Origin of the sequence: Nonomuraea sp. CA-143628 (genome assembly GCF_050942315.1) — a bacterium.
GTDB lineage: Bacteria > Actinomycetota > Actinomycetes > Streptosporangiales > Streptosporangiaceae > Nonomuraea.
The window spans coordinates 10,146,369-10,170,662 of sequence record NZ_CP192072.1; the positions used below are offsets into that span (position 1 = coordinate 10,146,369).

Below are 24,294 nucleotides of genomic sequence, written 5' to 3' on the forward strand. Positions count from 1 at the left end.
TCACTCGTACGGGCTGCGACCCTCGTCGATCGCCTGGATCAGCCCGCGGGCGTAGTCGTACGTCGCCCGGTGCAGACCACCCCCGTAGCTGACCCTGGCCACCCCCAGCTCGGCCAGCCCGGCCAGATCCGGGACGCCCGGCCGGAACAGCACGTTCACCGGGCCGCCGACCTCGTTCACCACGGCGCGGATCTCCTCCGCGTCGCCGAGGACGATCGGGTAGACGCAGTCGGCGCCAGCCTCCAGATAGCGCCGCGCCCGCGTCACCGCCGCCTCCCGAGACCCGTCGCCGTGCAGATAGGTGTCGACCCTGGCGTTGATCACCAGCGCCGGCCCGGCGGCGGCCCGCACACCGGCCAGGAACTCCGCCTGCGCCTCCACGTCGACGAGCACGTCGGTGCGGGGGTCGGAGTCCTCCAGGTTGCAGCCCACCGCACCGGCCGCGACCAGGCGTTCGACCAGCTCGGCCGGCTTCAGGCCGTAGCCGCGCTCGACGTCCGCCGTCACGGGCACGTCCACCACGCGCGTGATGCGGGCCACGGCGGCCATCATCTCGTCGACGGGGGTGCCCTCGCCGTCCTCGTAGCCCAGCGCCTGGGAGACGGCCGCGCTTCCCGTGGCGATCACCGGGAAGCCGGCCTCCTGTACGGCTCGCGCGGACGCCGCGTCCCAGACGTTGGGCAGCACCAGCGGGTTGCCGGGCACGTGGAGAGCGCGCAGCAGAGCCGCCTTGTCAGTGGTCATGCGGGCAGCTTAGGAAGGAAGTGGCTTCCGCCAAAGGGCCAATGACGCGGGGAACCGCCAAGCCACTTGACCCGGGAGCCGGGGACCGCCGAGCCGCTTGGCACGGTCAGCAGCCGCTCTTCGAGCACTGTCCGATGACCTGGCCCGCCGGGCCGTCCGCCGGGCTCTCACCCGCGGATTCCTGCGCCGGCTTGGTCGGCGCTGACGTGGGCTTCTTGCCGTTCTGGGTCGGAGGCGTGGTGCGCGAGTCGGTGCCCGCCGACCCCTTGTCGAGGCCCTTGTCCGCCTTACCCGTGTTGTCGGTGTTACCCGTGTCGGTGGCGCCCGTGTCGGTCAAGGGCTCGTCGGCCACGTCGGACGGGGTGCCGGCGTCGGGGGCGTCCGTCTTGGCGTCGCCCATGGACGCCTCTTCGTCCTGCTGCAGTTCGTCGGCGGTGGCGGCCTGGCTCGACTGGCCCGCCTGACCGGCCGGCGTCGTCGGCCGGTCGGGGCCACCCGCCAGAGCGAAGCCGATGCCGCCCGCCGCGAGCACGGCGACGAGGGCCGACGCGGCGATGACGACGGTCTTGTTGTTGGTGGACCTGGCTTTTCTGGCAGGTCTCGGCATATCGCCCGGCCCGGTGAGGATCTCCTGGCGATCCGGCTCCATCGGATCTTGCATGGTGGTGCGACTCCCTGCGGTCGTATCGGGAAAGCTCGCCGGCTTCCGCGGGTGATGGACCACACTAGCCGCAGGAGTGGAATGCTCGCGCACCAATCACAAAGGAATCACGACTTGTCACCACTTCATGCCATTCGGCCAGGTCGTCGTGACCGCCTGGCAGCCGCGGCAGGTGTGGCCGGGGTGATCGTCATCGCCGCGCTCGGTATTTTCCTGGCGTTCATGGGATCGCAAAGTCCCGAGCGGGAAAAGGCGCCGGAAAATGATCAGGAAAACGGGCTTTCCCATGGACCGAGCATTACGCCGGCGAGTCGTCCACCGCTCCCGACGTCGTGGCCGTCGAGCCCGGCCTCGGCCGACGGCCTGGCCGCTGACAGCGGCCCACCCCCGGAGAACGGCCCGACACCCGAGAACGGCCCGACACCAGAGGAGGGCCTGACGCCCGGCAAAGACCTCGCACCCGAAAAGGACCTCGCGCCCAAGGAGGACCTGGCGCCCAGGCAGATCGAGGCCCGCCCGCGGCCCGTGCCCTCACCGAGCCCGGGAGTGGGCGAAGCGCTCTCGCCGCCCACGCGGAGGGACAGCGCCACACCGAGCGGCCCGGCGGGGAGAACGCGGGCCCCCAGGTCCTTGCCGACCCCGCCGAAGAGCACAGACCCCGAGCCGGCCGCACCGGCGACCGTGACCACCGCACAGCCGACCCTGGCCACCGCGCAGGCCCCCCGCACAAGCTCGTCCACGCAGAGACCGGCGCCTTCCGTACCCCTGGGCGCCGACCCGTGCGCGACCTTCCTCGACTTCCGTCGCGACTACTGCAACCGACTCCTCAACCACCTCGGCCGATGACTCTCTCCCCCGAAGAGGGCATCCCTGGACAGGCACAACGGCCCAGCGTCGTCTGCTCCCCCGAAGGGGGATCCGCCCAAAAGGACCCCCGCCACGACGGACCGGCTTCATCTGCTGCCCCGAAAAGGGCATCCCTCCGCAGGGACCCCCGCCGCGACGGACCGCCCTCATCCGCACCGCCGAAGGCGGGCAACCCCCACAGAGACCCCGCCACAACGGGCCGGTCCGTTACACGACCGTCTCGATCCCTGTGGCGGTCCGTCGTGGCTGGGGTCCTTTTGTGGGATACCCCCTTCGGGGGGCGGTTGAAGGCGGGCCGTGGAGTCCCTGCGCGCGGATGCCGCCATCGGGGGCGCGGATGACGACGGTCCGCTGCAGTGGAAACCCTCCGAGCGGATACCCCCATCGGAGGCGCGAATGACAACGGTCCGTCGCAGCGGGAACCCTCCGAGCGGATGCCGGATCGAGGCGGACGTGTAGCGGACCGCCCGGGGATCCTTGTGGTCACCGCGCCAGAAAAGCTCTAGGAAGCCGAGCACGCCCCAGCCGCGGGCACGGCCGGTGGCCGGCCGATGGTGGGCATGCCGAGCGAGACCCCCTTGGCCGGAGCCGGGGCGCCCTGCCGCGCCTCCCAGGCGTCGCCCGCCCGGGTACGGCGGACGGAGACCGGCCCGTCGGCCACCAGGTGGTGCGGAGCCGCGTACGTGACCTCGACCGTGACCATGTCACCCGGCCGCGGCGTGTGGTCGCCGACCGCGAAGTGCACCAGGCGGTTGTCGGCGGCGCGGCCGGACAGCCGCCGCGTGGCGTCGTCCTTGCGGCCCTCGCCCTCGGCGACCAGGACCTCCAGCGTCCGTCCCACCTGCTTGCGGTTCTCCGCCCAGGAGATCTCCTCCTGCAGGGCGACCAGGCGCTCGTAACGCTCCTGGACGACCTCCTTGGGGATCTGGTCGTCCATGGTGGCCGCGGGCGTGCCGGGCCGGATGGAGTACTGGAAGGTGAAGGCGTTGGCGAAGCGGCTCTCGCGTACGACGTCGAGGGTGGCCTGGAAGTCCTCCTCCGTCTCGCCGGGGAAGCCGACGATGATGTCGGTGGAGATGGCAGCGTCGGGCATGGCCGCGCGGACCCGCTCGATGATGCCGAGGTAGCGCTCGGCCCGGTAGGAGCGGCGCATCGCCTTCAGCAGGCGCGAGGAGCCCGACTGCAGCGGCATGTGGAGCTGGTGCATGACGTTGGGCGTCTCGGCCATGGCGGCGATCACGTCGTCGGTGAAGGCGGCCGGGTGCGGCGAGGTGAAGCGGACCCGCTCCAGCCCGTCGATGCCGCCGCAGGCGCGCAGGAGTTTGCCGAACGCCAGCCGGTCGCCGAACTCGACGCCGTAGGTGTTGACGTTCTGGCCGAGCAGCGTGACCTCGAGAACGCCCTGATCCACCAATGTCTGGACTTCGGCGAGAACGTCGCCGGGACGCCGGTCCTTCTCCTTGCCCCGCAGCGACGGCACGATGCAGAACGTGCAGGTGTTGTTGCACCCGACCGAGATCGCGACCCAGGCGGCGTAGGCGGACTCCCGCTTGGTGGGCAGCGTCGAGGGGAAGACCTCGAGCGACTCCTTGAGCTCGACCTGCGCCTCACCCTGGATGCGGGCCCGCTCCAGCAGCACCGGCAGCGCCCCGATGTTGTGGGTGCCGAACACCACGTCGACCCATGGCGCCTTGCGGACGATCTCGCCCTGGTCCTTCTGGGCCAGGCAGCCGCCCACGGCGATCTGCATCCGGGGGTTGCTCACCTTGGCCGGTCGCAGGTGGCCGAGGTTGCCGTAAAGGCGGTTGTCGGCGTTCTCGCGTACGGCGCACGTGTTGAACACCACGACGTCGGCGGTATCGCCCTCGGCCGCGGCCACGTAGCCGGCGTCCTCCAGCAGGCCGGAAAGGCGTTCGGAGTCGTGCACGTTCATCTGGCACCCGTATGTGCGCACTTCATAGGTGCGGGGGCTCTCCTGGGTCACAGTCATCGCACGTCCAAGGGTAGTCCTTGTCCGGCTTGCGGCGGTCGTAGGATCTAAAACACCAGCTTGATGGCATGATGTGATCGGATCGGTACCGCTCAGTTAGTGACGAGCGTCCTAATGGCCCCTAGGTTTTGCACATGACGGAGAACGGGGACGTCACTCCACTTGTAAAGTTGGAGCACGTCAACAAGCACTTCGGGGCTCTGCACGTCCTGAAGGACATCAACCTGACCGTTTCCCGTGGCGAGGTCCTGGTCGTGATCGGCCCTTCGGGTGGCGGCAAGTCCACCCTGTGCCGGGCCGTCAACCGGCTGGAGACCATCGACGGCGGGCAGATCATCTTCGACGGTCAGCCGCTGCCGGAAGAGGGCAAGGCACTGGCCAAGCTCCGCTCCGAAGTGGGCATGGTCTTCCAGTCGTTCAACCTGTTCGCCCACAAGACGATTCGCGAGAACGTCACGCTGGGGCCGATCAAGGTGCGCAAGAAGGCCCGCGACGCCGCCGAGACGCGCGCCATGGAGCTGCTCGAACGGGTGGGCATCGCCGCGCAGGCGGACAAATACCCGGCGCAGCTCTCCGGCGGCCAGCAGCAGCGCGTCGCCATCGCCAGGGCGCTGGCCATGGACCCGAAGATGATCCTGTTCGACGAGCCTACGTCGGCGCTGGACCCGGAGATGGTCCAGGAGGTGCTCGACGTCATGATCGGGCTGGCTCGCGACGGGATGACGATGATGGTCGTCACGCATGAGATGGGGTTCGCGAGAAGAGCCGCGAACCGGGTGGTGTTCATGGCCGACGGGCAGATCGTCGAGGAGAACACCCCCGACGAGTTCTTCACCAACGCCCAGACAGACCGGGCCAAGGACTTCCTTTCGAAGATCCTCACGCATTGATGATCCCAGTCCGCAGCAGGAAGATTGAGGTAACCACTATGCAGATGCGTCGAACTGGGGCCGTGTTCGCCGTCACGGCCATGGCGGTCGGTCTTGCCGCGTGTGGCGGTGGCGGCAGCTACACCACCGTCGTGGACAAGCTCAAGGGAGCCAAAGAGATCACTATCGGCACCAAATGGGACCAGCCGAGCCTGGGCCTGAAAAAGGGTGGCGGTGACCCTGAGGGCTTCGACGTGGACGTCGCCAAGTACATCGTGAAGGAGCTGGCCGGCGGCCAGGATGTGAAGATCACGTGGAAGGAGTCGCCCTCGTCCAACCGCGAGGCGCTGCTCGCCAACGGCACCGTGGACATCATCTTCGCCACTTACTCCATCACCGACGCGCGCAAGCCGAAGGTCACCTTCGGCGGCCCGTACGTCGTCGTCCACCAGGACACCATGGTCCGTGCCGACGCCGCGGACATCACCAAGGCGACGGACCTCAAGGACAAGCGGATCTGCCAGGCGCAGGGCTCCAACTCCTACAAGCGGATCACCGACCCGCCGCCGGACGGCAAGCTCAACCTGCCCGCCAAGCTCGTCGGTGCCAGCAACTACTCCGAGTGCGTGCAGAAGCTCAGTGGTGGCAACCTGGACGCGGTCACCACCGACAACCTGATCCTGGCCGGCTTCTCCAGCCAGGACCCGGGCAAGTACAAACTGCTGAACGACCCGTTCACGGACGAGAAGTACGGCATCGGCCTGAAGAAGGGCGACAAGACGACCTGCGAGGCCGTCAACAAGGCCGTCGCCAAGATGTGGCAGGACGGCACGGCCACCCAGCTGCTCACGAAGTGGTTCGGCAAGACCGGCCTGGACCTGCCCAAGGAGGCCCCACCGGCCGAGGGTTGCGCCTGATCCTCAAGCCCGCGGCGGCCGGTGACCCGGCCGCCGCCGCCATTCTCTCTGGTGGAGCACGATGGACGAACTGATTCAGTATGCGCCCGACCTGGGCGAAGGATTCCTGAACAACATTAAGCTCTCGCTGATCATCGCGGTGTTCTCACTGATCGTCGGCACGATCCTGGCCGCCATGCGGGTCTCGCCGACCCCGGTCCTGCGGGCCGCGGGCACGGTGTACGTCAACGTGGTGCGCAACACCCCGCTGACGCTGGTGCTGGCCTTCTGCTACCTCGGGCTCAGCGACACCCTCGGGTTGATCTTCTCCACCGAGGTGCCGCTGACGAACTCGTTCTGGCTGGCTGTGCTGGGCATGTCGGCCTACACCGCGGCGTTCGTCTGCGAGGCCCTGCGATCCGGCATCAACACGGTGCCGATGGGACAGGCCGAGGCGGCCCGCGCGATCGGTCTCACCTTCAGCCAGTCGATCACGCTCGTCATCTTCCCGCAGGCCTTCCGGGCGGTCATCGCCCCGCTCGGCAGCGTCCTGATCGCCATGATCAAGAACACGACCGTGGTGGCGGCCGCGGGCTACACCGTGGACGTCGCCGCCAAGATGAGGGAGACGTTCGACACCACCGGCGTCTCGATCCCCATCTTCATCGGCATCGTGCTGTCGTTCCTGGTACTCATCCTGCCGATCGGCTGGTACACCGGCTGGCTGGCCAGGAGATTGGCGGTGGCCCGATGAGCACGTCCGTCCTGTTCGACGCCCCCGGCCCGCGCGGCCGGGTGCGCAACCATCTGATCACCGGGATCTCCGCGCTGGCCCTGCTGGCGATCCTCGGCTGGGTGGTGCTGAAGTTCAACGAGAAGGGCCAGTTCGACGGCAAGCTCTGGGAGCCGTTCACCACCGAGACCGTCTGGGTGGACTTCATCCTGCCCGGACTGGTGGGCACGCTCACGGCCGCCGTGCTGGGCGCGGTCTTCGCGCTGCTGTTCGGCGCGGTCTTCGGCATCGCCAGGCTCTCCGACCACCGGTGGATCAGACTCCCCGCCGCCTGGATCGTGGAGCTCTTCCGGGCGATCCCGCTGCTCCTGCTGATCTTCTTCATCTGGTTCCTGTCGCCCGACCTGTTCGGCGGCGGTGACTACGCGCTCTTCGCGATCGTGCTCGGGCTCACGCTCTACAACGGGTCGGTGCTGGCCGAGGTGGTCAGGGCGGGCATCAACTCGCTCCCGAAGGGCCAGTCCGAGGCGGCGTACGCGATCGGGCTGCGCAAGGGCGGTGTGATGCGGCTGGTCCTGCTGCCGCAGGGCCTCACGGTGATGATGCCGGCGGTGGTCAGCCAGCTCGTGGTCCTGCTCAAGGACACCGCACTGGGCTACTTCATCGTCTATGTCGACCTCCTGAACATGGGCTTCAAGACGCTGCCGTCGGTCTACCCCGGCACGAAGCTGGTGTCGGCGATCGTCATCGGCGTCATCTACATCGTCATGGCCATGGCGCTCAGCGCGTTCGCCACGTGGCTGGAGAAGCGCAGCCGCCGCAGCCGCAAGACCACGGCCGGGCCGCTGGAGCCGCCGGGCGCGATACCGCTACCCCCGGGGCAACCGGATATGGGCGGCGGCGTCCTGACGCAGTAGCCCACGTCATCAAGCAGGTCACCACGGTGAACGGGTGACCGGAGTGGGGTGGTCACCGGACTACGGTGATCGAAGCGGGGTGGTCACCGGAGTGAGGTGATCACCCCGCACTCTTGCCGATCTTCCGGCAGGATGCGTCTATGCCCTTCTGGCGCTCCCCCATCTCGACCACCGACGTCGCCCGGTCCGGCCGGCGGCTCGGCTGGCCGACCGCGCTCGACGGCCAGGTGTGGTGGACGGAGGACCGCCCCGACGAGGGCGGACGCACCACGATCATGCACCGTGCCGCCGATGGCGTCTGCCGCGAGCTGCTGCCCGAGCCGTGGAGCGCCCGCACCCGCGTGCACGAGTACGGCGGGCGGCCCTACGCGGTGACCCCCGAGGGCGACGTGATCTTCGCCTGCCTCGCCGACCAGCGCCTCTACCTGCTCACCAACCAGGCCGGCCGCACCGACCTCGCTGACGGTATCAACCGCACCGACGAGCCCGTCCCGCTCACCCCCGACGGCGACCGCTACGCCGACCTGCTGGTCCGTGACGACCAGATCTGGTGCGTACGCGAGCGGCATACCGACGACGGAAAGACGACCAGGGCCGTCGTCTCGGTCCCGGTCGGCGGCGGTGAGACGCGCGAATGGGCCACCGGCGGCGACTTCTACGCCTCCCCCTCGATCTCCCCCGATGGCCGGCATCTCGCCTACATCACCTGGAACCATCCGCGCATGCCCTGGACCGGCACCGAGCTCCGCGTCACCCGCCTGTCCGACGGCACATCGTGGACCGTGGCCGGCGGCCCGTCCGAGTCCGTGCTCGCGCCCAGCTGGAAGGACGGCGGCCACCTCTACCTGATCTCCGACCGCTCCGGCTGGTGGAACCTCTACCAGAGCGGCCTCCACGACCTCTCGCCTCAGCCGCTCCATCCCCTGGAGGAGGAGTTCGCCTGGCCGCCGTGGACGCTGGGCGGCCAGCCCTACGCCGTGCTCGGCGACGGACGGCTCGCGGTGCTGCACGGGCGCGGTGACCTGCGGCTCGGCATCCTCGACCCCGAGACGGGCCGGCTCGCCGACCTCGATCCGCCGGGCGACGGGTGGGATCCGGCACTGGCCGCCGACGGCACCTACGTGACCGGCATCGCGTACGGCGCCACGCTCCCGAAGTCGCTCATCCGCGTCGACACCGTCACCGGCCAGGCAGAGACCCTCAGGCGCGGCCTCGAGGAGCTGCCCGACCTCGCCTGCCTGCCCACGCCCCGGCCGGTGGAGATGGGGCACCGGGTGCACGGCTTCCTCTATCCGCCGTCCAACCCGGCCGCCGAGGACTCCGAGGACGCTCCCCCGTACGTGCTGTTCGTGCACGGCGGTCCGACGGCGCACGAGGGCACGGCGCTCGACCTGGAGAAGGCATACCTCACCTCACGCGGCATCGGCGTGCTCGACGTCAACTACGGCGGGTCCAGCGGCTATGGCCGGGCCTACCGCGATCGGCTGAAGGGGCAGTGGGGCGTCGTCGACGTCGAGGACACGATCGCGGCCGCCGAATGGCTGGTGGCCGAAGGGCTGGCCGATCCCGGGCGCATCGCGGTGCGCGGCGGCAGCGCGGGCGGCTGGACCGTGATGGCGGCCTGCTGCCGTTCGGAGGTGTTCGCGGGGGGCGTGTCCTACTACGGCGTCAGCGCGCTGGCCCCGCTCCATGCCCACACCCATGATTTCGAGTCGCGTTACGTGGAGTGGCTGGTCGGTCCGGAAGACCCGCGGCTCTACGCCGAGCGCGAGCCGCTGGCGCTGGTCGACGGCGTCTCCTGCCCGATGCTGCTGCTCCAGGGGCTCGACGATCCCGTGGTGCCGCCCGAGCAGTCGGCGGCCTTCGCCGACGCGCTGGCCGAGCGCGGCGTCCCGTGCACCTATCTGGCCTTCGAGGGCGAGTCGCACGGTTTCCGCCGCACCGAGACGCGGGCCACCGCCCTGGCCGCTGAGCTGGCGTTCTACCAGCAGATTTTCAGCTGATTCTCGCTTTCGTCGCCATCAATCACGGTTCTTAGACAGAACCGGTATCACTCGGCGGTCGCTACTCGCCAACGGTTGAATAACCGTCCTCGACACCGCCCTCCCCAAGTGGATTGCTCGAAGGAGCAGCACGTAGGGCGCGCCTCGCGGCCACGAAGCGCGCCCCACTGGCCAGCCACACATCCCCATCTCGGCACGAGGGAGGGCCAGATGGCCAGCTTGCGCCATCTCAGCATCGCCGTGGTGGCCGCGGCAAGTCTGCTCGCCGCCGCCTGCGCCACGGACACCGGTACGAACGGCTCGGCACCGCCGACAGCGGCCCAGGACACCGGCAAGCCCTTGTCAGGTGGCACGATCAGGCTGGTGGGCGGCGGCGACGTCGACCACCTCGATCCCACCAGCGCCTACTACACGGTCACCAACGGCATCATGCGCGGTTACGCGCGCCAGCTGTTCAACCTGAACGGCGTGGCCAAGGAGTCCGACACCACCAAGGGCTTCGCCGTCGTCCCCGACGTCGCCACCGAGCTGCCGACGACCGCCAACGGCGGCCTCAGCGCCGACGGCCTCACGTACACGATCAAGCTGCGGGACGGCGTCCAGTGGGACACCCAGCCGCCGCGGGCGGTGACCGCGGGCGACTTCGTCCGCGGCTTCAAGCGGCTCTGCAACCCGGTGGCCGGAGCGGGCGCGCCCGGCTACTACACCAGCACGATCAAGGGCATGGCCGCCTACTGCGCGGCCTACGGCAAGGCGTTCGAGAAGGCCAAGCCCACGGCGGCGGCGCTGGCCGCCTTCCAGAACTCGCACGACATCGCCGGAGTTCAGGCCAAGGATGACAAGACGATCGTGTTCACGCTGGTCCAGCCGGCGGGCGACTTCCTCAACATCCTGTCGCTGAACTTCTCCTCGGCCGCGCCCCGGGAGTACGACCAGTACGTGCCGGACGACGCCACCTTCCGCCAGCACGTGATCTCCGACGGCCCGTACAAGATCACCCAGTACGTGGCGACCAAGTCGATCAGGCTGGAGCGGAACCCCGCCTGGACGCAGGCGGCCGACCCGATCAGGCACCAGTACGTCAACGCCGTCGACGTCAAGATGGGCGTCACCGAGCCCGACGCGGTGCAGCAGCAGATCGAGGCGGGCAGCGCCGACCTGTCCTGGGACCTGCCGGTGCCGACCGCCCAGATCCCGCGGCTGAAGAGCGGCGACCCCGACTTCAAGATCTTCCCGGGCGCCGTGACGAACCCGTATCTCGTCTTCAACCAGCAGAGCAAGAACGAGAACGGCGCCATGGGCAAGGTCAAGGTCCGCCAGGCCATCGAGTACGCGATCAACAAGGTGGCCATCGCCAAGATCTACGGCGGTGCCGACGTGGCGACCCCCCTGCACACGGCCATCCCACCGGGCAACATCGGCTACCAGGAGTACAACCCGTACCCGACGCCCGGCGACCAGGGTGACCCGGCCAAGTGCAAGCAGCTGCTCTCCGAGGCTGGCTACCCGAACGGGATGACGCTCATCGGCGCGTTCCGCAACGCGGGCAACCACCCGGCCAACTTCCGATCCTACTCGGCCGACCTGCAGAAGTGCGGGATCACCGTCAAGGGCCTGCCTGTACGGCAGGGCGACTACTACGGCGCGTTCCTGCAGAACCCGACCATCGCCAAGGACAGCAAGTGGGACATCTCAGCCCCCGGCTGGGTGCCCGACTGGTACGGCAACAACGGCCGCGCCGTCTCCCAGCCGCTGTTCCAGACCAACTGCACCCCGGGCACGAGCAACTACGGCTGCTACAGCAACCCCAAGGTGGACGCCCTCATCAAGCAGGCACTGGCCGAGCCCGACGCGGCCAAGGCGGCCGGACTCTGGCACCAGGTCGACCAGACGGTGATGGCCGACGCGGTGATCGTGCCGTTCAACAACCAGAACACGCCGATCTACAAGAGCAAGCGGGTGCGCAACGCGCTGTACCTGCCCGCGTTCCAGCTCTACGACATCACCAACCTCTGGCTGGACCCCAACTCGCCATGACGGTGCGGCGCCCCGCGGGACTCCCGCGGGGCGCTGTGAGGGAGGAACATGAGCCTGCTAGAGGTGACGGACCTGAAGGTGACCTTCCCCACCTCCGACGGCCTGGTCCAGGCGGTGCGGGGACTGTCGTTCACCGTCGACCGCGGCCGGACGCTGGCGATCGTCGGCGAGTCCGGGAGCGGCAAGACCGTGAGCACCCAGGCCATCCTCGGCCTCTCCCCCGGGGCCGACATATCCGGCACCGCCCTGTTCGAAGGGGTGGACCTGCTCGAACTGGACCGCGAGCAGCTGCGCCGCATCCGCGGGGCGGAGATCAGCGTCGTCTTCCAGGACCCGCTGACCAGCCTGCACCCGCTCTACAAGGTCGGCCGGCAGATCGAGGAGCTCTTCCACGTCCACCGGCCCGGCACCAGCCGCGCCGAGGCCCGCAAGCGCGCGATCGAGCTGCTCGGCCTGGTCGGCATCCCCCGGCCGGACCGGCGGGTGGACGACTACCCGCACCAGTTCTCCGGCGGCATGCGGCAGCGGGCGATGATCGCCATGTCGCTGGCGCTGAACCCGAAGCTCATCGTCGCGGACGAGCCGACCACCGCGCTCGACGCGACCGTCCAGGCGCAGATCCTCGAGCTCATCGGCCGGGTCCAGGCCGAGTTCGACATCGCGCTCATCCTCATCACCCATGATCTTGGTGTCGTGGCGGGTATCGCCGACGAGGTGCTGGTCATGTACGCGGGCCTGGTGGCCGAGCGGGCCGACCGGCGTACCCTCTACTACCGCCCGCACCACCCCTACACCAAGGGTCTGCTGGAGTCGATCCCGAGCAGCACCGGGACCCGAGGCGACCGGCTGCGGCCCATCCCCGGCTCCCCGCCGTCACTGATCGACCTGCCCTCGGGCTGCGCCTTCCACCCGCGCTGCCCGTACGCCATGCCGGTCTGCGCGGCCGAGCGGCCGCCGCCGGCCAGGGTCACGGGCGGCGGCGGGCACGCCTCGGCCTGCTGGCTGCCCCACGAGGCGGTCGGGCTCGGCCCGGAGGCCGACGCGCTGCGACGGCACGCGAAGGAGGCCTGATGCTCCTCGAAGTCGAGAACGTCGTCAAGCACTTCCCCATCACCAGCGGCCTGCTGGTCAAGCACACGGTCGGGCAGGTGCGAGCGGTCGACGGAGTGAGCTTCGACCTGTCGCCGGGCGAGACGCTCGGGCTGGTCGGCGAGACCGGCTGCGGCAAGTCGACGCTCGCCCGCTGCGTCGCGGGCCTGCATCCGATCACCTCGGGCCGGGTCCGCTTCGACGGCGACGACATCACGAACCTGCCCAGGGCCAGGATGCGGGCCTACCGGCGCGACATCCAGGTCATCTTCCAGGACCCCTACGGCTCGCTGAACCCGCGCCGGCGCGTCGGCTCGATCATCGCCGACCCGCTCGTGGTCCACCGGGTGAGCCGCGGCGCCGAGCTGCGCCGTACCGTGCAGGAGCTGATGGAACGGGTGGGGCTCAACCCCGAGCACTACAACCGGTTCCCCGCGGAGTTCTCCGGCGGGCAGCGGCAGCGGATCGGGGTGGCCAGGGCGCTCGCGCTGCGGCCCCGGCTGATCATCTGCGACGAGCCGGTGTCGGCTCTGGACGTGTCCATCCAGGCGCAGATCCTCAACCTGCTGAAGGATCTGCAGGACGGCTTCGGGCTGACGTACCTGTTCATCGCGCACGACCTGTCGGTGGTGCGGCACATCAGCGACCGGATCGCGGTCATGTACCTGGGCAAGATCGTCGAACTCGCGGGGGCCGACGAACTGCACGAACATCCCCGGCATCCCTACACCAACGCCCTCCTTTCCGCCACGGCGGTGGCCGACCCGGACGAGGCCGAACGGCGGCGGCGCATCATCCTCACGGGCGACGTCCCCTCGCCGATCGACCCGCCGCCGGGCTGCCGCTTCCATCCCCGGTGCCCGAAGGCGCGGGACCGCTGCTCCGCGGAGGAACCGCCGCTGGCGCTCCGGGATCACCTGGTGGCCTGCCACTTCCCCGTCGAGACGGGCGAGGACCTGACCACTTCCGATTCCCGTTCTGGGGGGCGGCCCGCATGACGCTCACCGAGATCAGACCGGACGCGGTCAGCGACCGGACGATCGCCGGCCGCGGCCCGTGGCAGCTGGCCTGGGCCAGGATCAGGACCGACAAGGTCGCGCTGGTCTCCGGCCTGATCGTGGTCCTGCTCTGCCTGCTGGCGCTGGCGGCCCCGCTCATCGCCGCCTGGAACGGCCACGACCCGGACGAGCAGTTCCGCGACATCGGCATCACCGCGCAGGGGCTGCCGATCGCGCCGAACGGCACGTTCTGGTTCGGCACCGACCGGCTCGGCCGCGACCTGTTCATCAGGGTTCTGTACGGGGCGCGCGTCTCGCTGCTGGTCGGCGTGGTCGCCACCGGGCTGGCGGCGCTGGTGGGCGTCGTCGTCGGCCTGCTGGCCGGCTACTACGGCGGCGTCATCGACACCGTGCTGTCCCGGCTCATGGACGTGGTGCTGTCGTTCCCGTACCTGATCTTCGCCATCGCGGTCGTCTCGATCGCCGGGCCGTCGCTGACCGCGACGATCGGGGTGATCGCCTTCTACTCGTGGGCGGCCATCGCGCGGGTCGTACGCGGCCAGACGCTCTCGCTGAAAGAGCGCGAGTACGTCGAGGCCGCCCGGTCCATCGGCTGCGGCGATCTCCGGATCATGTTCGTCGACATCCTGCCGAACCTGCTCGCCCCGGTCATCGTCCTGACCACGCTGCTCGTGCCGGCGGCCATCGTCTTCGAGTCGACGCTGTCGTTCCTCGGACTCGGCATCGTGCCGCCCACCCCCTCCTGGGGCAACCTGCTCAGCGAGGCGCAGGGCTTCTACCGGGTCGCCTACTGGTACCTGGGCTTCCCCGCGGCCACCCTGCTGCTCACCACGCTCGCCTTCAACCTGGTCGGCGACGGCATCAGGGACGCCATCGACCCGCGCATGGAACGCCTGTTCAGCCGCCGTGGCCGTCGCTCTCGCCGTCGTCGTAGGGGGGCCTGATGCTCCGCAGATTCCTGATCCGGCGGGCGCTGCTCGGCGTGCTCGTCCTATGGCTCGTCACGCTGGGCACGTTCCTGCTGTTCTTCGTCGCCCCCAGCGACCCCGCCAGGACGCTGGCCGGCCGCCAGGCCACCCCCGAGCAGGTGGAGCTCATCCGCCACAACCTCGGCCTGGACCGCCCGATCCTCGTCCAGTACCTCGACTACCTGAACCGCCTCATCCACGGCGACCTCGGCCAGTCGTACTTCTCCGGCGAATCCATCGGCAAGCTCCTCTCCCAGGACTTCCCGCCCACGGCCTCGCTCGTGATCGGCGGCGCGATCCTCTGGGTCGTCATCGGCGTGGGCGCCGGAGTCATCAGTGCCACCCGGGCGCGCTCCCTGCTGGACCGGGTCGTGACGTTCCTGGCGCTGGCCGCCGTGTCCATGCCCACCTTCGTGGTCGGCCTGCTGCTGTTGTACTTCCTGTTCTTCCAGCTCTCCATGGCCGGGGCGCCGCTGCTGCCGCCGGACTCGTACGTGCCGCTCACCGACAGTCCCGGCGAATGGGCCCGCCACCTGATCCTGCCCTGGATCACGCTCGCCATGGTCCAGGCGGCCTCCTACGTACGGCTGACGCGTGGGTCGATGCTGGACATCCTCGGCGAGGACTACATCCGCACGGCCCGTGCCAAAGGCGTCCCCGAGGGCCAGGTCATCTACCGGCACGGCTTACGCGCCGCCCTGACGCCGGTGGTGACGCAACTCGGCGTCGACGTGGGCACGCTGATCGGCGGGGTGGTGGTGACGGAGTCGGTCTTCGGCCTCGGCGGCATCGGGCAGGCGGTGGTGCAGGCGTTCGTCAGCGGCGACCTCCCGGTCATCATGGGCGTCGTCGTCCTCGCCACCACGGCCGTCGTCGTGGCCAACCTCCTGGTGGACATCACCTACGGCCTCCTGGACCCCCGCATCCGCCTGGCCTGAATCCGACGCGTAACCGCGTCAGCTGCCGAATTCCTGGTCGACCTTTTGATCGATGGCCTCCAGCTTGGGGGTGTAGACCCGGTAGAACTCCTTGCCGCACTCCAGATCGTCGAGCGCGGCCTTGACCTCCTTGGCCAGGTACGGCTGGGCCTGGGCGGGCGTGAGCGTGGCTCCGAAGCTCCGCTTGACCTCGCCTTTCTTGGGAGGCGACGGCACGTCGGGAACGTCCTCGCGCTGCTTGCGGCCGAGCTCGTCCTCCTGATCGAGGAACGCGAGGCGGCCGCGCTGCGACAGTTGCGACGGCCTGGTGTCGGAGACCGTGTATCCCTTGCCCGTCAGGCACGTGGCCATGCTCGATGCCAGCTTGACCAGCTCGGCGTCGCCGTCGATCTCGCGCTCGACCGCCCTGGTCGAGATGGCGTCGGCCTGCTCCAACAGGTCAAGCCCGGAACTCACCTTCTTGCCGAGGACCTGCTTGGCCGCGACGACGTCGCAGGCGTCCACGGTCTTCCAGTAGCTCTTGTTCTGAGCCGGGGAGAGCTTCGTCCAGATTTCGCCGTTGGGGTCGGCCCCTGAGAGGTCGGGCATGCCGTCGGGCGCGTCTGGGCCCTTCGGGTGGACGTATAACGAGAAGACCCCGAAGCCGTACTTCGCCCGCTGGGCCCTCAACGCCGCATAGTCGCCGGCCTTGCGCTTGCGCTCCTCGTCGGTGTCGGGATCTTCCTGCGGCACGTAGGCGACGTACTTGAAGCCCTTCTGCTTCATGCAGTCCGCCTTGACGGATTCGAACTGGCGCCTCTTCTCCTGCGCCGTCGCGGCCGACTTCGCGGGAGGTGAGGCGCTCTTCCCAGCCGGCTCGGCGTTGCCCCCGCAGCCGCCGAGCACGGCCGTCACAGCCAGGACTAAGGCGGTCTTTCTGATGGTGTTCATGGTCGGTCTCCCCGTGTTCAACCTCACGCGCGCACGCGACAGCCGAGGCATCTGGACGGCTGGTGGTGGCGTCCGGCGCTCTCGTCGGCGCGCGTGATCTGCTTCTTCCGTGGCTCGCGTATGAGCCGCCTACCGTCCGATCTGGCAGGTCGTGCGGATCCGGCGCAGGCGACCCTTTGCGGCCAGCGCCGAGCGCTGCCGCAACAGTCACCCGCCTGGACGTGCTGCGGCCCGTCCCCTGTGCCCCGCGGTCGGAGGCCGTGGACGTGACTGTCACGATCAGCGCCAATGTGGATCTTTCTGGCGCCCGGCAACCATACTCTGTTTAATGAAGTATGGTCAATCGCGGCGGCTTCCACAGCCCCGCTCGCGTCGCCAGAACTCAGGTCCGCCCTCGATGAGGGCCGACAGCCTCAGAAACCCCGTGGACGTCCTCGACCACCGTGACGCGCATCGGCACCCACCGCTCGCCTTGGGGACGGCGAACGGGAAGGCGGGCCGCACAGCACCTACCAGCTACCCGCGCAAGATGATCATGGCCATCCCAGAATCTGAGCCCCGCCGGAGGCGGGGTCATATCTGTACTGGTCTGCATCGGTCTACGGCGAGCCCAGCGGGCCAACGGCACGCAGTGCGGCGATCAGCCCGAGGGGGTTCCCAAAAGAGCCTCTAAAACGCCAGGTCGGGCATACAGGTCGCCCCCACCCCACTCCGCACAGAGAACTGATCGTGACTTTCAGCACGGAAAGCACTGATCGCGCACCTCAGCGCGCGAACTCGGTCGCTCGCGACTCCCGGACGACGGTGATGCGGATCTGCCCCGGATAGGTCAGCTCCTCCTCGACCTGCTTGGCCACATCCCGCGCGATCACCTGCGCCTGGATGTCATCGATCGCGTCCGGCTTCACCATCACCCGGATCTCCCGGCCCGCCTGCATGGCGAACACCTTCTCCACCCCGTCGTACGACTGCGCGATCTCCTCCAGCCGCTCCAGCCGCTTGACGTACGCCTCCAGCGACTCCCGTCGCGCACCCGGACGGCTGCCGCTGATCGCGTCGGCCGCCTGCGTGAGCACGGCCTCGACCGTGCGGACCTCGACCTCGTTGTGGTGCGCCTCGATGGCGTGCACCACGTCCTCCTGCTCGCCGTATCGGCGGGCGATCTCCGCCCCGATCAGCGCGTGGCTGCCCTCGACCTCGTGCGTCAGCGCCTTGCCGATGTCGTGCAGGAGGGCGCAGCGCTTCATCAGCGACTGGTCCATCTTGAGCTCGGCGGCCATGATTCCGGCGATGTGCGCGGACTCGATGAGGTGTTTGAGGACGTTCTGTCCGTAGGAGGTGCGGTATCGGAGCTGGCCGAGGAGCAGCGTCAGCTCGGGGTGCATGTCCGTGATGCCCAGCTCGACCAGCGCGTCCTCACCCGCCCGTGCGCACAGGTCCTGCACCTCCGCACGACTGCGCTCGTGCGCCTCCTCGATGCGCTGGGGGTGAATGCGGCCGTCGAGTACCAGTTTCTCGAGCGTGAGCCGGGCCGTTTCCCGGCGTACCGGGTCAAAACACGACAGCAACACCGCTTCCGGTGTGTCGTCGATGATCAGGTTCACGCCGGTCGTCGACTCGAACGCCCGGATGTTACGCCCCTCACGGCCGATGATCCGGCCCTTCATCTCGTCGCCGGGCAGGTGCAGCACGCTCACCACGGACTCGGCCGTCTGCTCGGCCGCCATCCGCTGCACGGCCAGCGTCACGATCTTGGTAGCGCGCTTCTCGCCCTCCTTGCGCGCATCGCCTTCGATCTCCCTGACGATCAGCGCGGCCTCGCGCTTGGCCTGGTTCTCGATCTCGCGTACCAGCTCGTTCTTGGCCTGCTCCCCGGTGAGCCCGGCGACGCGCTCGAGGATCACCCGCCGCTCGTCCTCGACCTGCAGCAGCTCCGCGCGCCTGTCAGCCAGCTCGACCTCGGTCTCGCCCAGCTTGCGATCGCGTTCGGCCTGCCGCCTGGCCTCCTCGTCGAGCCGCTGCTCGCGCTCGGCCAGCCGCCCTTCCCTGCGTTCGAGGTCCGCCCGGAGCTCCTTGAGCTCGGCCTTGAGTATCCGCCCCTCCTCCTCGACCTCGCGCCGCAACTGCGCCGCGTTCTCGGCGGCGGCCGCCGACCTGCGCAGGATCTCCTCGGCATCGGACTCGGCCTTGCCCCGGATCGCCCCGGCCTCTTCACGAGCCAGCTCAAGCTCCTCGTGTACGGCCTGCAACTGCTCGGGGCTCGGCTTGAGCACCCGCGAACCGCTGCCCGATGTGCGGCGGACGACGATGAGCAACGCGGCGATCATCCCGAACGCCAGCAGGAGCACCGCCACCGACAGCACCACGACAAGCGGCCCCATGTACTCCCCGCCCTCCTCGCGTCGTCAAGACTCGTAACGCGCCCTCAAAACGGGAGGGGTCACATGCGCGGCGCTGATCGCCCAATCGGCATCTTCACCACGACCGATATCCAACCAAGACTGACCGGGCGTCGACTGGGGTAGCCGACACCTCGCCTGCCTCGATCCACCGAGCTCGTTCGTCCGTCAATCACCGGTATGGCAATCCGCACTGCGCGGAGTAACTCCTCGCTGCCGTCGAGGTTATGCGTCGAACAAGTCACGAGCAAGCAAACGAGTCATCAAGCGTGTCTTAAGGGCTTGCATCTCTTCATTGAGGCAGATTTCCCGCTTCTGCCCCGAAATGCCGCTCCACGCGCAACTACGCACGCCTTCCCACCGAGCCCCAGCCCCACCCGGAAACAGGACCACCGCTGGCCCAGGCTCGGCACTCCGTACCGGAAGAGACGCAGCAGCCCCCACCGGCACAGGCCAGGCACCTGTACCGAGACGCCCCAAGCACCCCTGCCCGACAGGACGGAACAACCTGGGGCGGGGTCTGAACGCCGAGCGGGTGGTGTGGGCCACTCGTCTACGGACTGCTCAGCCCTGGAACAGAACCACGCGCCCCTTACCGAAAGAACCGGCCGAGCCGAGCCGCCGAACCAGCCCAGGAGGCGCCCAGCGGAAAGGCCGGAGCGGGCGGAGCGGGCGGAGCGGAGCGGGCGGAGCGGAGCGGACACAGCAGACGGGGCGGCCTGGCAGCAGACGGAACTCGTGGGGGTGTGATCCGGTGCGGGCAGGGCCGCGTGGAGGTCAGGAGAAGTCGTCCTCGATCTCGACGCCCTCCGTCTCCAGTGCCTCGCGGATGACGCGAAAGGCCAGTCCCGGGGCGTACCCCTTTCTGGCCAGCATCCCGGCGAGGCGGCGAGTTCGGACCTGGGGGTCGAGACCACGGGTGGAGGACAGCTTCCGTTCGACGAGGCGGCGCGCCGTTTCGAGCTCCTGGTCGGGCTCAAGGCGGTCCACGGCCTCGTTGACGGTCTCGGAGTCGACGCCGCGGTGGCGAAGCTCCGCGGCCAGAGCGCGTTTGGCGAGCCCACGACCGTGGTGGCGGGAGTCGACCCAGGCTTCGGCGAATGCCTCGTCATTGATCAAGCCCAGCTCGGAGAAGCGATCGAGGACCGCCTCCGCGGCTTCATCCGGTACGTCACGCTTACGGAGCGCCTCGGCCAGTTGGGCTCGCGTCTTGGGAGCCATCGTGAGCAGACGGAGGCAGATGGCCCGAGCCACCGACTCAGGGTCGGCGTGGGGAGCAGCAGCGGCGGCCGACCCCTCATCGGGCCCGTCGGGAAGCCACCCACCACGCCCCCGAGAGCCCGCCGAACGTGCCCCCTTCCCACCCCGCCCACCTGATCGCCGTCCTCTACCGGAACGCCTCTCCCCACGTCGGCCACCCTGGTACGGATCATCTTGGTACGGATCATCCTCGGCCTGGCCACCGGTATAGGAACCGCCCTCGAACTGACCGCTGTCGGTGCCCGCACCGGACGACAGCCCGTCCTGGGAGAACGGCATGGCGCCTCGGGGAGAGGGGTTGTCCGCAGTGGACGATGAAGTGCCTTGGGCAGGCGGAGGCACGTCCTGGCCCCAGGGAGACGCCCTGCCTGCGCTGGGCGGTGAGTGATCCTGGGCAGGCGGCCAGACGGTTTCTTGGGGCGCGGTTGAGAGCCGCTCATCGTTCTGTCCGCCGCCCGACTCGCTGCCCGAATCACCGGACGACTCATCGGTCGACGCTGCGCCCAACTCGGAGTTCGGCTCAGTAGGTGCGTGAGCGGGCTGGGCCGAAGGTGGGTCGGTCGCGGGTGGGTCGGCCGGAGGGCGGGACCGTTGGCGCCATTCGCTGAGCGAGGGCCACCCTGCCGACGGCTCCCCGCCGGACGACTTTCCACTGGATAGTGCAGCGCCAGACATCTTCCCACCGGACAGTTCGCTACCGGTCAGCTTGCCACCTGACGGTTCGCCACCGGGTAGCCCACCTGATGGTTCACCCCCAGACAGCCTCCCACTGGACGACCTCCCACCGAACGACTTCCTACCGGACGGTTCGGTGCCGAGCAGTTCCCCGCCAGACAGCTCACCGCCAGGCAGCCTCCCACCAGACGAGTCGCCGCCGGGCACCCTCCCGTTGGACCGTTTCCTCCGGGATGGTTTCCGGCCTCGGGGTGAGTCGTCCGAGGAGGACCCGGAGGGCCAGGTGTCCTCCGGGGTTGATGACCGCGGAGAGAGGCTGGCGCTGGAGTTGCGGCGGCGGCCCGGAGGCGGGGTGGGGAGGTCTGGCCAGGCGCCCCAGTCATGGGGGTGGGGCGCCTGCGACGGGTCCGTGTCACTCATTCCGACGACCGATCAGAGTCACTCATGCGGCGACCGATCAGACGTCACCGGGCTTCGGCGTGGCGGCGGCCTTGGCGCCGCGGCCCGAGGGAGCGGCGGCTGGGGCGGCCGGGGCCGCGGGTGCCTCGGCGGGGGCGTCCAGGCGGGGGCCGACGCCGAGCTTGTCCTTGATCTTCTTCTCGATCTCGTTGGCCATGTCGGGGTGGTTCTTCAGGAAGTTGCGGGCATTCTCCTTGCCCTGGCCGAGCTGGTCGCCCTCGTAGGTGTACCAGGCGCCGGACTTGCGGACGAAGCCGTGCTCGACGCCCATGTCGATGAGGCCGCCCTCGCGGGAGACGCCCACGCCGTAGAGGATGTCGAAGTCGGCGACCCGGAAGGGCGGGGCCATCTTGTTCTTGACGACCTTGACCCGCGTGCGGTTGCCGACCGCCTCCGTGCCGTCCTTGAGCGTCTCGATGCGGCGGATGTCGAGACGGACCGAGGCGTAGAACTTGAGCGCCTTACCGCCGGTCGTGGTCTCGGGCGAGCCGAACATGACGCCGATCTTCTCGCGGAGCTGGTTGATGAAGATGGCGGTGGTGCCGGTGTTGCTGAGCGCGCCGGCGACCTTGCGCAGGGCCTGGGACATCAGGCGGGCCTGGAGGCCGACGTGGCTGTCGCCCATCTCGCCCTCGATCTCGGCCTTGGGGACCAGGGCGGCCACCGAGTCGATGACGATGATGTCGACGGCGCCCGACCTGATCAGCATGTCGGCGATCTCGAGCGCCTGCTCACCCGTGTCGGGCTGGGAGACGAGCAGGGCGTCGGTGTCGACGCCGAGCTTCTTGGCGTATTCGGGGTCGAGGGCGTGCTCGGCGTCGATGAACGCCGCGATGCCGCCCGCGCGCTGGGCGTTGGCCACCGCGTGCAGGGCGATCGTGGTCTTACCCGAGGACTCCGGGCCGTAGACCTCGACGATCCGGCCACGCGGCAACCCTCCGATGCCCAGCGCGACATCCAGGGAGATCGAACCCGTGGGGATCACCTCGATGGGGGCTCGGGCGTCGTCGCCGAGGCGCATGACGGAGCCCTTGCCGAACTGCCTCTCGATCTGAGCGAGGGCGGTCTCGAGGGCCTTCTCGCGGTCGTTGATAGCCATGGGAACTCCCCCTGGAGGGTTGTGGTCCGATCAGTCGAGTGAAAGCTACGGCCTGCCACCGACAGTTTTGCGGAGTCGTCGCTGGGAGGGCGCGTGGCCCGGCGGACTACATCCTAGCCGAACGGCTGTTCGATCACAGCAGGAACACGCGCTAATACCCCACGCAACGGCTCCTGCCCCCTGTCATCGAAGGCTGACCGTTGCTACTGGAAGTTGATGACCATAAGGTTCATGCGGCCATGGTTTGGCCGAGAGCCTCCAGTCGTCACGAGCGTAGGTGGAGAACTCCCTGACGATCAGACGAGAGGGGATGGCTCCTTGTGGGAGGGGTTCTGTGAGGCGCGTTCATGTGATCACCATTGTCGCGGGAACGATCGTCACTCTTGGGCTGGCAGCCGTCATCATCTTCACGACGGCCAGAGTGCTCACAACGATGACCGGAGCGCCCCGATCTGAGCCACACGCGACATCTTTTGCGCTGCTGCCCGTACTTGAGATGTCCTCCATTCCCTGCGCCGCGGGTACGGTGGGCGCTCTCGACGGCACCTCGTGTTACAAGCTCGGCCAGGGCATGACCGGCATCAGAGCAGAGAAGGCGACAGCCGGCTTGTCCGGGGGGACGACCTGGGTAGTCCAAGTCACGCTCAACAACTCCGACAGTGCCAAGTTCGCCGCGCTGACATCGGCCCTGTACCAGTTGCCCGCCCCACGGAACCAACTCGCCATCGTCATCGACGGCAAAGCGATCACCGCGCCGACCATCACACAGCCGATTTCTGGGCCCGAGCTGGAGATCAGTGGCGCCTTCACCCGGAAGGACGCCACCGACCTGGCAAGACGGCTGGCCGGCGGGCCTAACTGACCGACGCCTTCCGCCGACCTATGTGATCACGCGCTGTCAGCTTCTCGGCTGTAAGCGACCGAGCTTGCAGCTCCTCGCCGTCGATGGCTTCGACGGTCTGGTCCGCGTCAGGCAGCGTGACTCACTGCCCAGCCCGTAACGCCGCGTGTGGCGATGTTGCGGGCTGCGTTGACGTCGGCGTGCTCAGCGAAGCCGCACGACGTACAGCAGAAAGAGGCTTGATCGAGCCGGTTCTTGCGGTCCACATGCCCGCACGAGGAGCACCGCTGGGAGGTGAAAGCCGGGTCGACGTGGATGAGCGCGACCCCAGCTCGGGCCGCCTTGTAGCCGATGAACGCTCCCAGTTGGTGGAAGCTCCAGGAATGCAGCGTGACCCGCTGGGGCTTGCGAAGCCGTACCCGGTCCCGGATGCCCTGCAGGTCTTCCAGGGCGATCCCTTGGCTGGTGCGTTCTGTTGGCGTGGAAGGCGGCCAGAGCGGCGACGACGCGGTACATTCCGCGCGCTCGCATGTCGTCGGTGCCGAGCCACCTGGTGGCCGGGGAGCGCGGACCACGGCATTCAACAGGTCGGCGACCGGCCGGTGTGGGACGAGGTCGTCCAGGCGTACGCCCAGTGGGTCGCCTGGGGCGAGCCGAGCCAGCGGCGGTACGGCATCACCGTCACGCCGGAGGGCCAGCGGATCTGGCTGGACGATCCGGAGCGTGTACTGGGCAGCGCAGGCCCCTGAAGGCCCGCCCTTCCGAGGGCCTCTCTGCTCCGACACCCAGCGGACGATCACGCGGGTGTGGACGCTCTTGTGCGGATCCTCATAGACGCCGCCGCGTAACCTCCAGACCCCGTCAAGTGATGTTCACGCGGGTTGGCCTCCGCGTGTTGTC

General features: G+C 68.8%; 20 protein-coding genes and 1 pseudogene. 11 read left to right on the plus strand and 10 right to left on the minus strand.

Annotated features, from left to right (window positions below):
- The 5 genes from ACQP2T_RS45950 to miaB all read right to left on the minus strand — a co-directional run bounded on the left by ACQP2T_RS45950 (position 1) and on the right by miaB (position 4,262).
- Positions 1–744 (minus strand): isocitrate lyase/PEP mutase family protein, encoded by a 744-nt coding sequence (locus ACQP2T_RS45950; protein WP_433511136.1) that lies wholly within the window; start codon positions 742–744, stop codon positions 1–3.
- Between the two features lie 106 nt (positions 745–850).
- The gene (locus tag ACQP2T_RS45955; protein ID WP_433511137.1) at positions 851–1,405 is read right to left on the minus strand and encodes a hypothetical protein; all 555 of its coding nucleotides are present in this window, start codon (positions 1,403–1,405) and stop codon (positions 851–853) included.
- Positions 1,406–1,522: 117 nt separating this feature from the next.
- Positions 1,523–1,693 (minus strand): hypothetical protein, encoded by a 171-nt coding sequence (locus ACQP2T_RS45960; RefSeq protein WP_433511138.1) that lies wholly within the window; start codon positions 1,691–1,693, stop codon positions 1,523–1,525.
- Positions 1,672–2,145: a hypothetical protein gene (locus ACQP2T_RS45965; protein WP_433511139.1), complete on the minus strand. Its 474-nt coding sequence runs from the start codon at positions 2,143–2,145 to the stop codon at positions 1,672–1,674. The genes ACQP2T_RS45960 and ACQP2T_RS45965 overlap by 22 nt, the downstream gene beginning before the upstream one ends.
- 629 nt (positions 2,146–2,774) lie before the next feature.
- Positions 2,775–4,262: a tRNA (N6-isopentenyl adenosine(37)-C2)-methylthiotransferase MiaB gene (gene miaB, locus ACQP2T_RS45970; RefSeq protein ID WP_433511140.1), complete on the minus strand. Its 1,488-nt coding sequence runs from the start codon at positions 4,260–4,262 to the stop codon at positions 2,775–2,777.
- Between the two features lie 134 nt (positions 4,263–4,396).
- Here miaB and ACQP2T_RS45975 point away from each other — a divergent pair, with 134 nt between their 5' ends.
- The 10 genes from ACQP2T_RS45975 (at position 4,397) to ACQP2T_RS46020 (ending at position 15,731) form a co-directional block, all read left to right on the plus strand.
- Positions 4,397–5,152 (plus strand): amino acid ABC transporter ATP-binding protein, encoded by a 756-nt coding sequence (locus ACQP2T_RS45975; RefSeq protein ID WP_225290675.1) that lies wholly within the window; start codon positions 4,397–4,399, stop codon positions 5,150–5,152.
- 38 nt (positions 5,153–5,190) lie between these two features.
- Positions 5,191–6,048, plus strand: a complete 858-nt coding sequence (locus ACQP2T_RS45980) for a glutamate ABC transporter substrate-binding protein (RefSeq protein WP_433511141.1) — start codon at positions 5,191–5,193, stop codon at positions 6,046–6,048.
- A 61-nt stretch (positions 6,049–6,109) separates the two neighbouring features.
- A complete protein-coding gene (locus ACQP2T_RS45985) occupies positions 6,110–6,781 on the plus strand; it encodes an amino acid ABC transporter permease (protein WP_433511142.1) in 672 nt (223 codons plus the stop codon).
- A complete protein-coding gene (locus tag ACQP2T_RS45990) occupies positions 6,778–7,677 on the plus strand; it encodes an amino acid ABC transporter permease (RefSeq protein WP_433511143.1) in 900 nt (299 codons plus the stop codon). The genes ACQP2T_RS45985 and ACQP2T_RS45990 overlap by 4 nt, the downstream gene beginning before the upstream one ends.
- A 140-nt stretch (positions 7,678–7,817) precedes the next feature.
- Positions 7,818–9,680 (plus strand): prolyl oligopeptidase family serine peptidase, encoded by a 1,863-nt coding sequence (locus ACQP2T_RS45995; protein ID WP_433511144.1) that lies wholly within the window; start codon positions 7,818–7,820, stop codon positions 9,678–9,680.
- 210 nt (positions 9,681–9,890) lie between these two features.
- Positions 9,891–11,717: an ABC transporter substrate-binding protein gene (locus tag ACQP2T_RS46000; RefSeq protein ID WP_433511145.1), complete on the plus strand. Its 1,827-nt coding sequence runs from the start codon at positions 9,891–9,893 to the stop codon at positions 11,715–11,717.
- A gap of 48 nt (positions 11,718–11,765) precedes the next feature.
- Positions 11,766–12,788: an ABC transporter ATP-binding protein gene (locus ACQP2T_RS46005; protein ID WP_433511146.1), complete on the plus strand. Its 1,023-nt coding sequence runs from the start codon at positions 11,766–11,768 to the stop codon at positions 12,786–12,788.
- Positions 12,788–13,804, plus strand: a complete 1,017-nt coding sequence (locus ACQP2T_RS46010) for an ABC transporter ATP-binding protein (RefSeq protein WP_433511147.1) — start codon at positions 12,788–12,790, stop codon at positions 13,802–13,804. Before ACQP2T_RS46005 ends, ACQP2T_RS46010 begins: the two co-directional genes overlap by 1 nt.
- Positions 13,801–14,769, plus strand: a complete 969-nt coding sequence (locus ACQP2T_RS46015; protein WP_433511148.1) for an ABC transporter permease — start codon at positions 13,801–13,803, stop codon at positions 14,767–14,769. Before ACQP2T_RS46010 ends, ACQP2T_RS46015 begins: the two co-directional genes overlap by 4 nt.
- Complete coding sequence (locus ACQP2T_RS46020) at positions 14,769–15,731, plus strand: ABC transporter permease (protein ID WP_364006254.1); 963 nt, start codon at positions 14,769–14,771, stop codon at positions 15,729–15,731. The genes ACQP2T_RS46015 and ACQP2T_RS46020 overlap by 1 nt, the downstream gene beginning before the upstream one ends.
- 18 nt (positions 15,732–15,749) lie before the next feature.
- On the opposite strand, the gene ACQP2T_RS46025 is transcribed toward ACQP2T_RS46020, so the two are convergent.
- The 4 genes from ACQP2T_RS46025 to recA form a co-directional block, all read right to left on the minus strand.
- Positions 15,750–16,661: a hypothetical protein gene (locus ACQP2T_RS46025; protein WP_433511149.1), complete on the minus strand. Its 912-nt coding sequence runs from the start codon at positions 16,659–16,661 to the stop codon at positions 15,750–15,752.
- A 764-nt stretch (positions 16,662–17,425) separates the two neighbouring features.
- Entirely contained in the window at positions 17,426–19,042 is a 1,617-nt protein-coding gene (rny, locus tag ACQP2T_RS46030; protein WP_433511150.1) for a ribonuclease Y, read from the minus strand.
- Positions 19,043–19,837: 795 nt separating this feature from the next.
- Positions 19,838–21,415 (minus strand): recombination regulator RecX, encoded by a 1,578-nt coding sequence (recX, locus tag ACQP2T_RS46035; protein WP_433511151.1) that lies wholly within the window; start codon positions 21,413–21,415, stop codon positions 19,838–19,840.
- A 37-nt stretch (positions 21,416–21,452) separates the two neighbouring features.
- A complete protein-coding gene (recA, locus tag ACQP2T_RS46040) occupies positions 21,453–22,553 on the minus strand; it encodes a recombinase RecA (RefSeq protein WP_433511152.1) in 1,101 nt (366 codons plus the stop codon).
- A 349-nt stretch (positions 22,554–22,902) separates the two neighbouring features.
- Between recA and ACQP2T_RS46045 the strand changes: the two genes are divergently transcribed.
- Positions 22,903–23,415, plus strand: a complete 513-nt coding sequence (locus ACQP2T_RS46045) for a SecDF P1 head subdomain-containing protein (protein WP_433511153.1) — start codon at positions 22,903–22,905, stop codon at positions 23,413–23,415.
- A gap of 107 nt (positions 23,416–23,522) precedes the next feature.
- Here the strand turns inward: ACQP2T_RS46045 and ACQP2T_RS46050 are convergent.
- Positions 23,523–23,867 (minus strand): annotated as a pseudogene (locus ACQP2T_RS46050) (RNA-guided endonuclease InsQ/TnpB family protein); the annotation flags it as partial.
- Positions 23,868–24,294: the final 427 nt, after the last annotated feature.

Excerpts from the sequence above, each read along its gene's own strand:
- ACQP2T_RS45995 (WP_433511144.1), top strand. The coding sequence starts at position 7,818 with ATGCCCTTCTGGCGCTCCCCCATCTCGACCACCGACGTCGCCCGGTCC.
- ACQP2T_RS45950 (WP_433511136.1), bottom strand. The coding sequence starts at position 744 with ATGACCACTGACAAGGCGGCTCTGCTGCGCGCTCTCCACGTGCCCGGC.
- ACQP2T_RS46010 (WP_433511147.1), top strand. The coding sequence starts at position 12,788 with ATGCTCCTCGAAGTCGAGAACGTCGTCAAGCACTTCCCCATCACCAGC.
- ACQP2T_RS46025 (WP_433511149.1), bottom strand. The coding sequence starts at position 16,661 with ATGAACACCATCAGAAAGACCGCCTTAGTCCTGGCTGTGACGGCCGTG.
- ACQP2T_RS46000 (WP_433511145.1), top strand. The coding sequence starts at position 9,891 with ATGGCCAGCTTGCGCCATCTCAGCATCGCCGTGGTGGCCGCGGCAAGT.
- rny (WP_433511150.1), bottom strand. The coding sequence starts at position 19,042 with ATGGGGCCGCTTGTCGTGGTGCTGTCGGTGGCGGTGCTCCTGCTGGCG.
- ACQP2T_RS46005 (WP_433511146.1), top strand. The coding sequence starts at position 11,766 with ATGAGCCTGCTAGAGGTGACGGACCTGAAGGTGACCTTCCCCACCTCC.
- ACQP2T_RS45990 (WP_433511143.1), top strand. The coding sequence starts at position 6,778 with ATGAGCACGTCCGTCCTGTTCGACGCCCCCGGCCCGCGCGGCCGGGTG.
- ACQP2T_RS45960 (WP_433511138.1), bottom strand. The coding sequence starts at position 1,693 with ATGGGAAAGCCCGTTTTCCTGATCATTTTCCGGCGCCTTTTCCCGCTC.
- ACQP2T_RS46020 (WP_364006254.1), top strand. The coding sequence starts at position 14,769 with ATGCTCCGCAGATTCCTGATCCGGCGGGCGCTGCTCGGCGTGCTCGTC.
- ACQP2T_RS45980 (WP_433511141.1), top strand. The coding sequence starts at position 5,191 with ATGCAGATGCGTCGAACTGGGGCCGTGTTCGCCGTCACGGCCATGGCG.
- recX (WP_433511151.1), bottom strand. The coding sequence starts at position 21,415 with ATGAGTGACACGGACCCGTCGCAGGCGCCCCACCCCCATGACTGGGGC.
- ACQP2T_RS45955 (WP_433511137.1), bottom strand. The coding sequence starts at position 1,405 with ATGCAAGATCCGATGGAGCCGGATCGCCAGGAGATCCTCACCGGGCCG.
- ACQP2T_RS45985 (WP_433511142.1), top strand. The coding sequence starts at position 6,110 with ATGGACGAACTGATTCAGTATGCGCCCGACCTGGGCGAAGGATTCCTG.
- ACQP2T_RS46015 (WP_433511148.1), top strand. The coding sequence starts at position 13,801 with ATGACGCTCACCGAGATCAGACCGGACGCGGTCAGCGACCGGACGATC.
- miaB (WP_433511140.1), bottom strand. The coding sequence starts at position 4,262 with ATGACTGTGACCCAGGAGAGCCCCCGCACCTATGAAGTGCGCACATAC.
- recA (WP_433511152.1), bottom strand. The coding sequence starts at position 22,553 with ATGGCTATCAACGACCGCGAGAAGGCCCTCGAGACCGCCCTCGCTCAG.
- ACQP2T_RS45975 (WP_225290675.1), top strand. The coding sequence starts at position 4,397 with ATGACGGAGAACGGGGACGTCACTCCACTTGTAAAGTTGGAGCACGTC.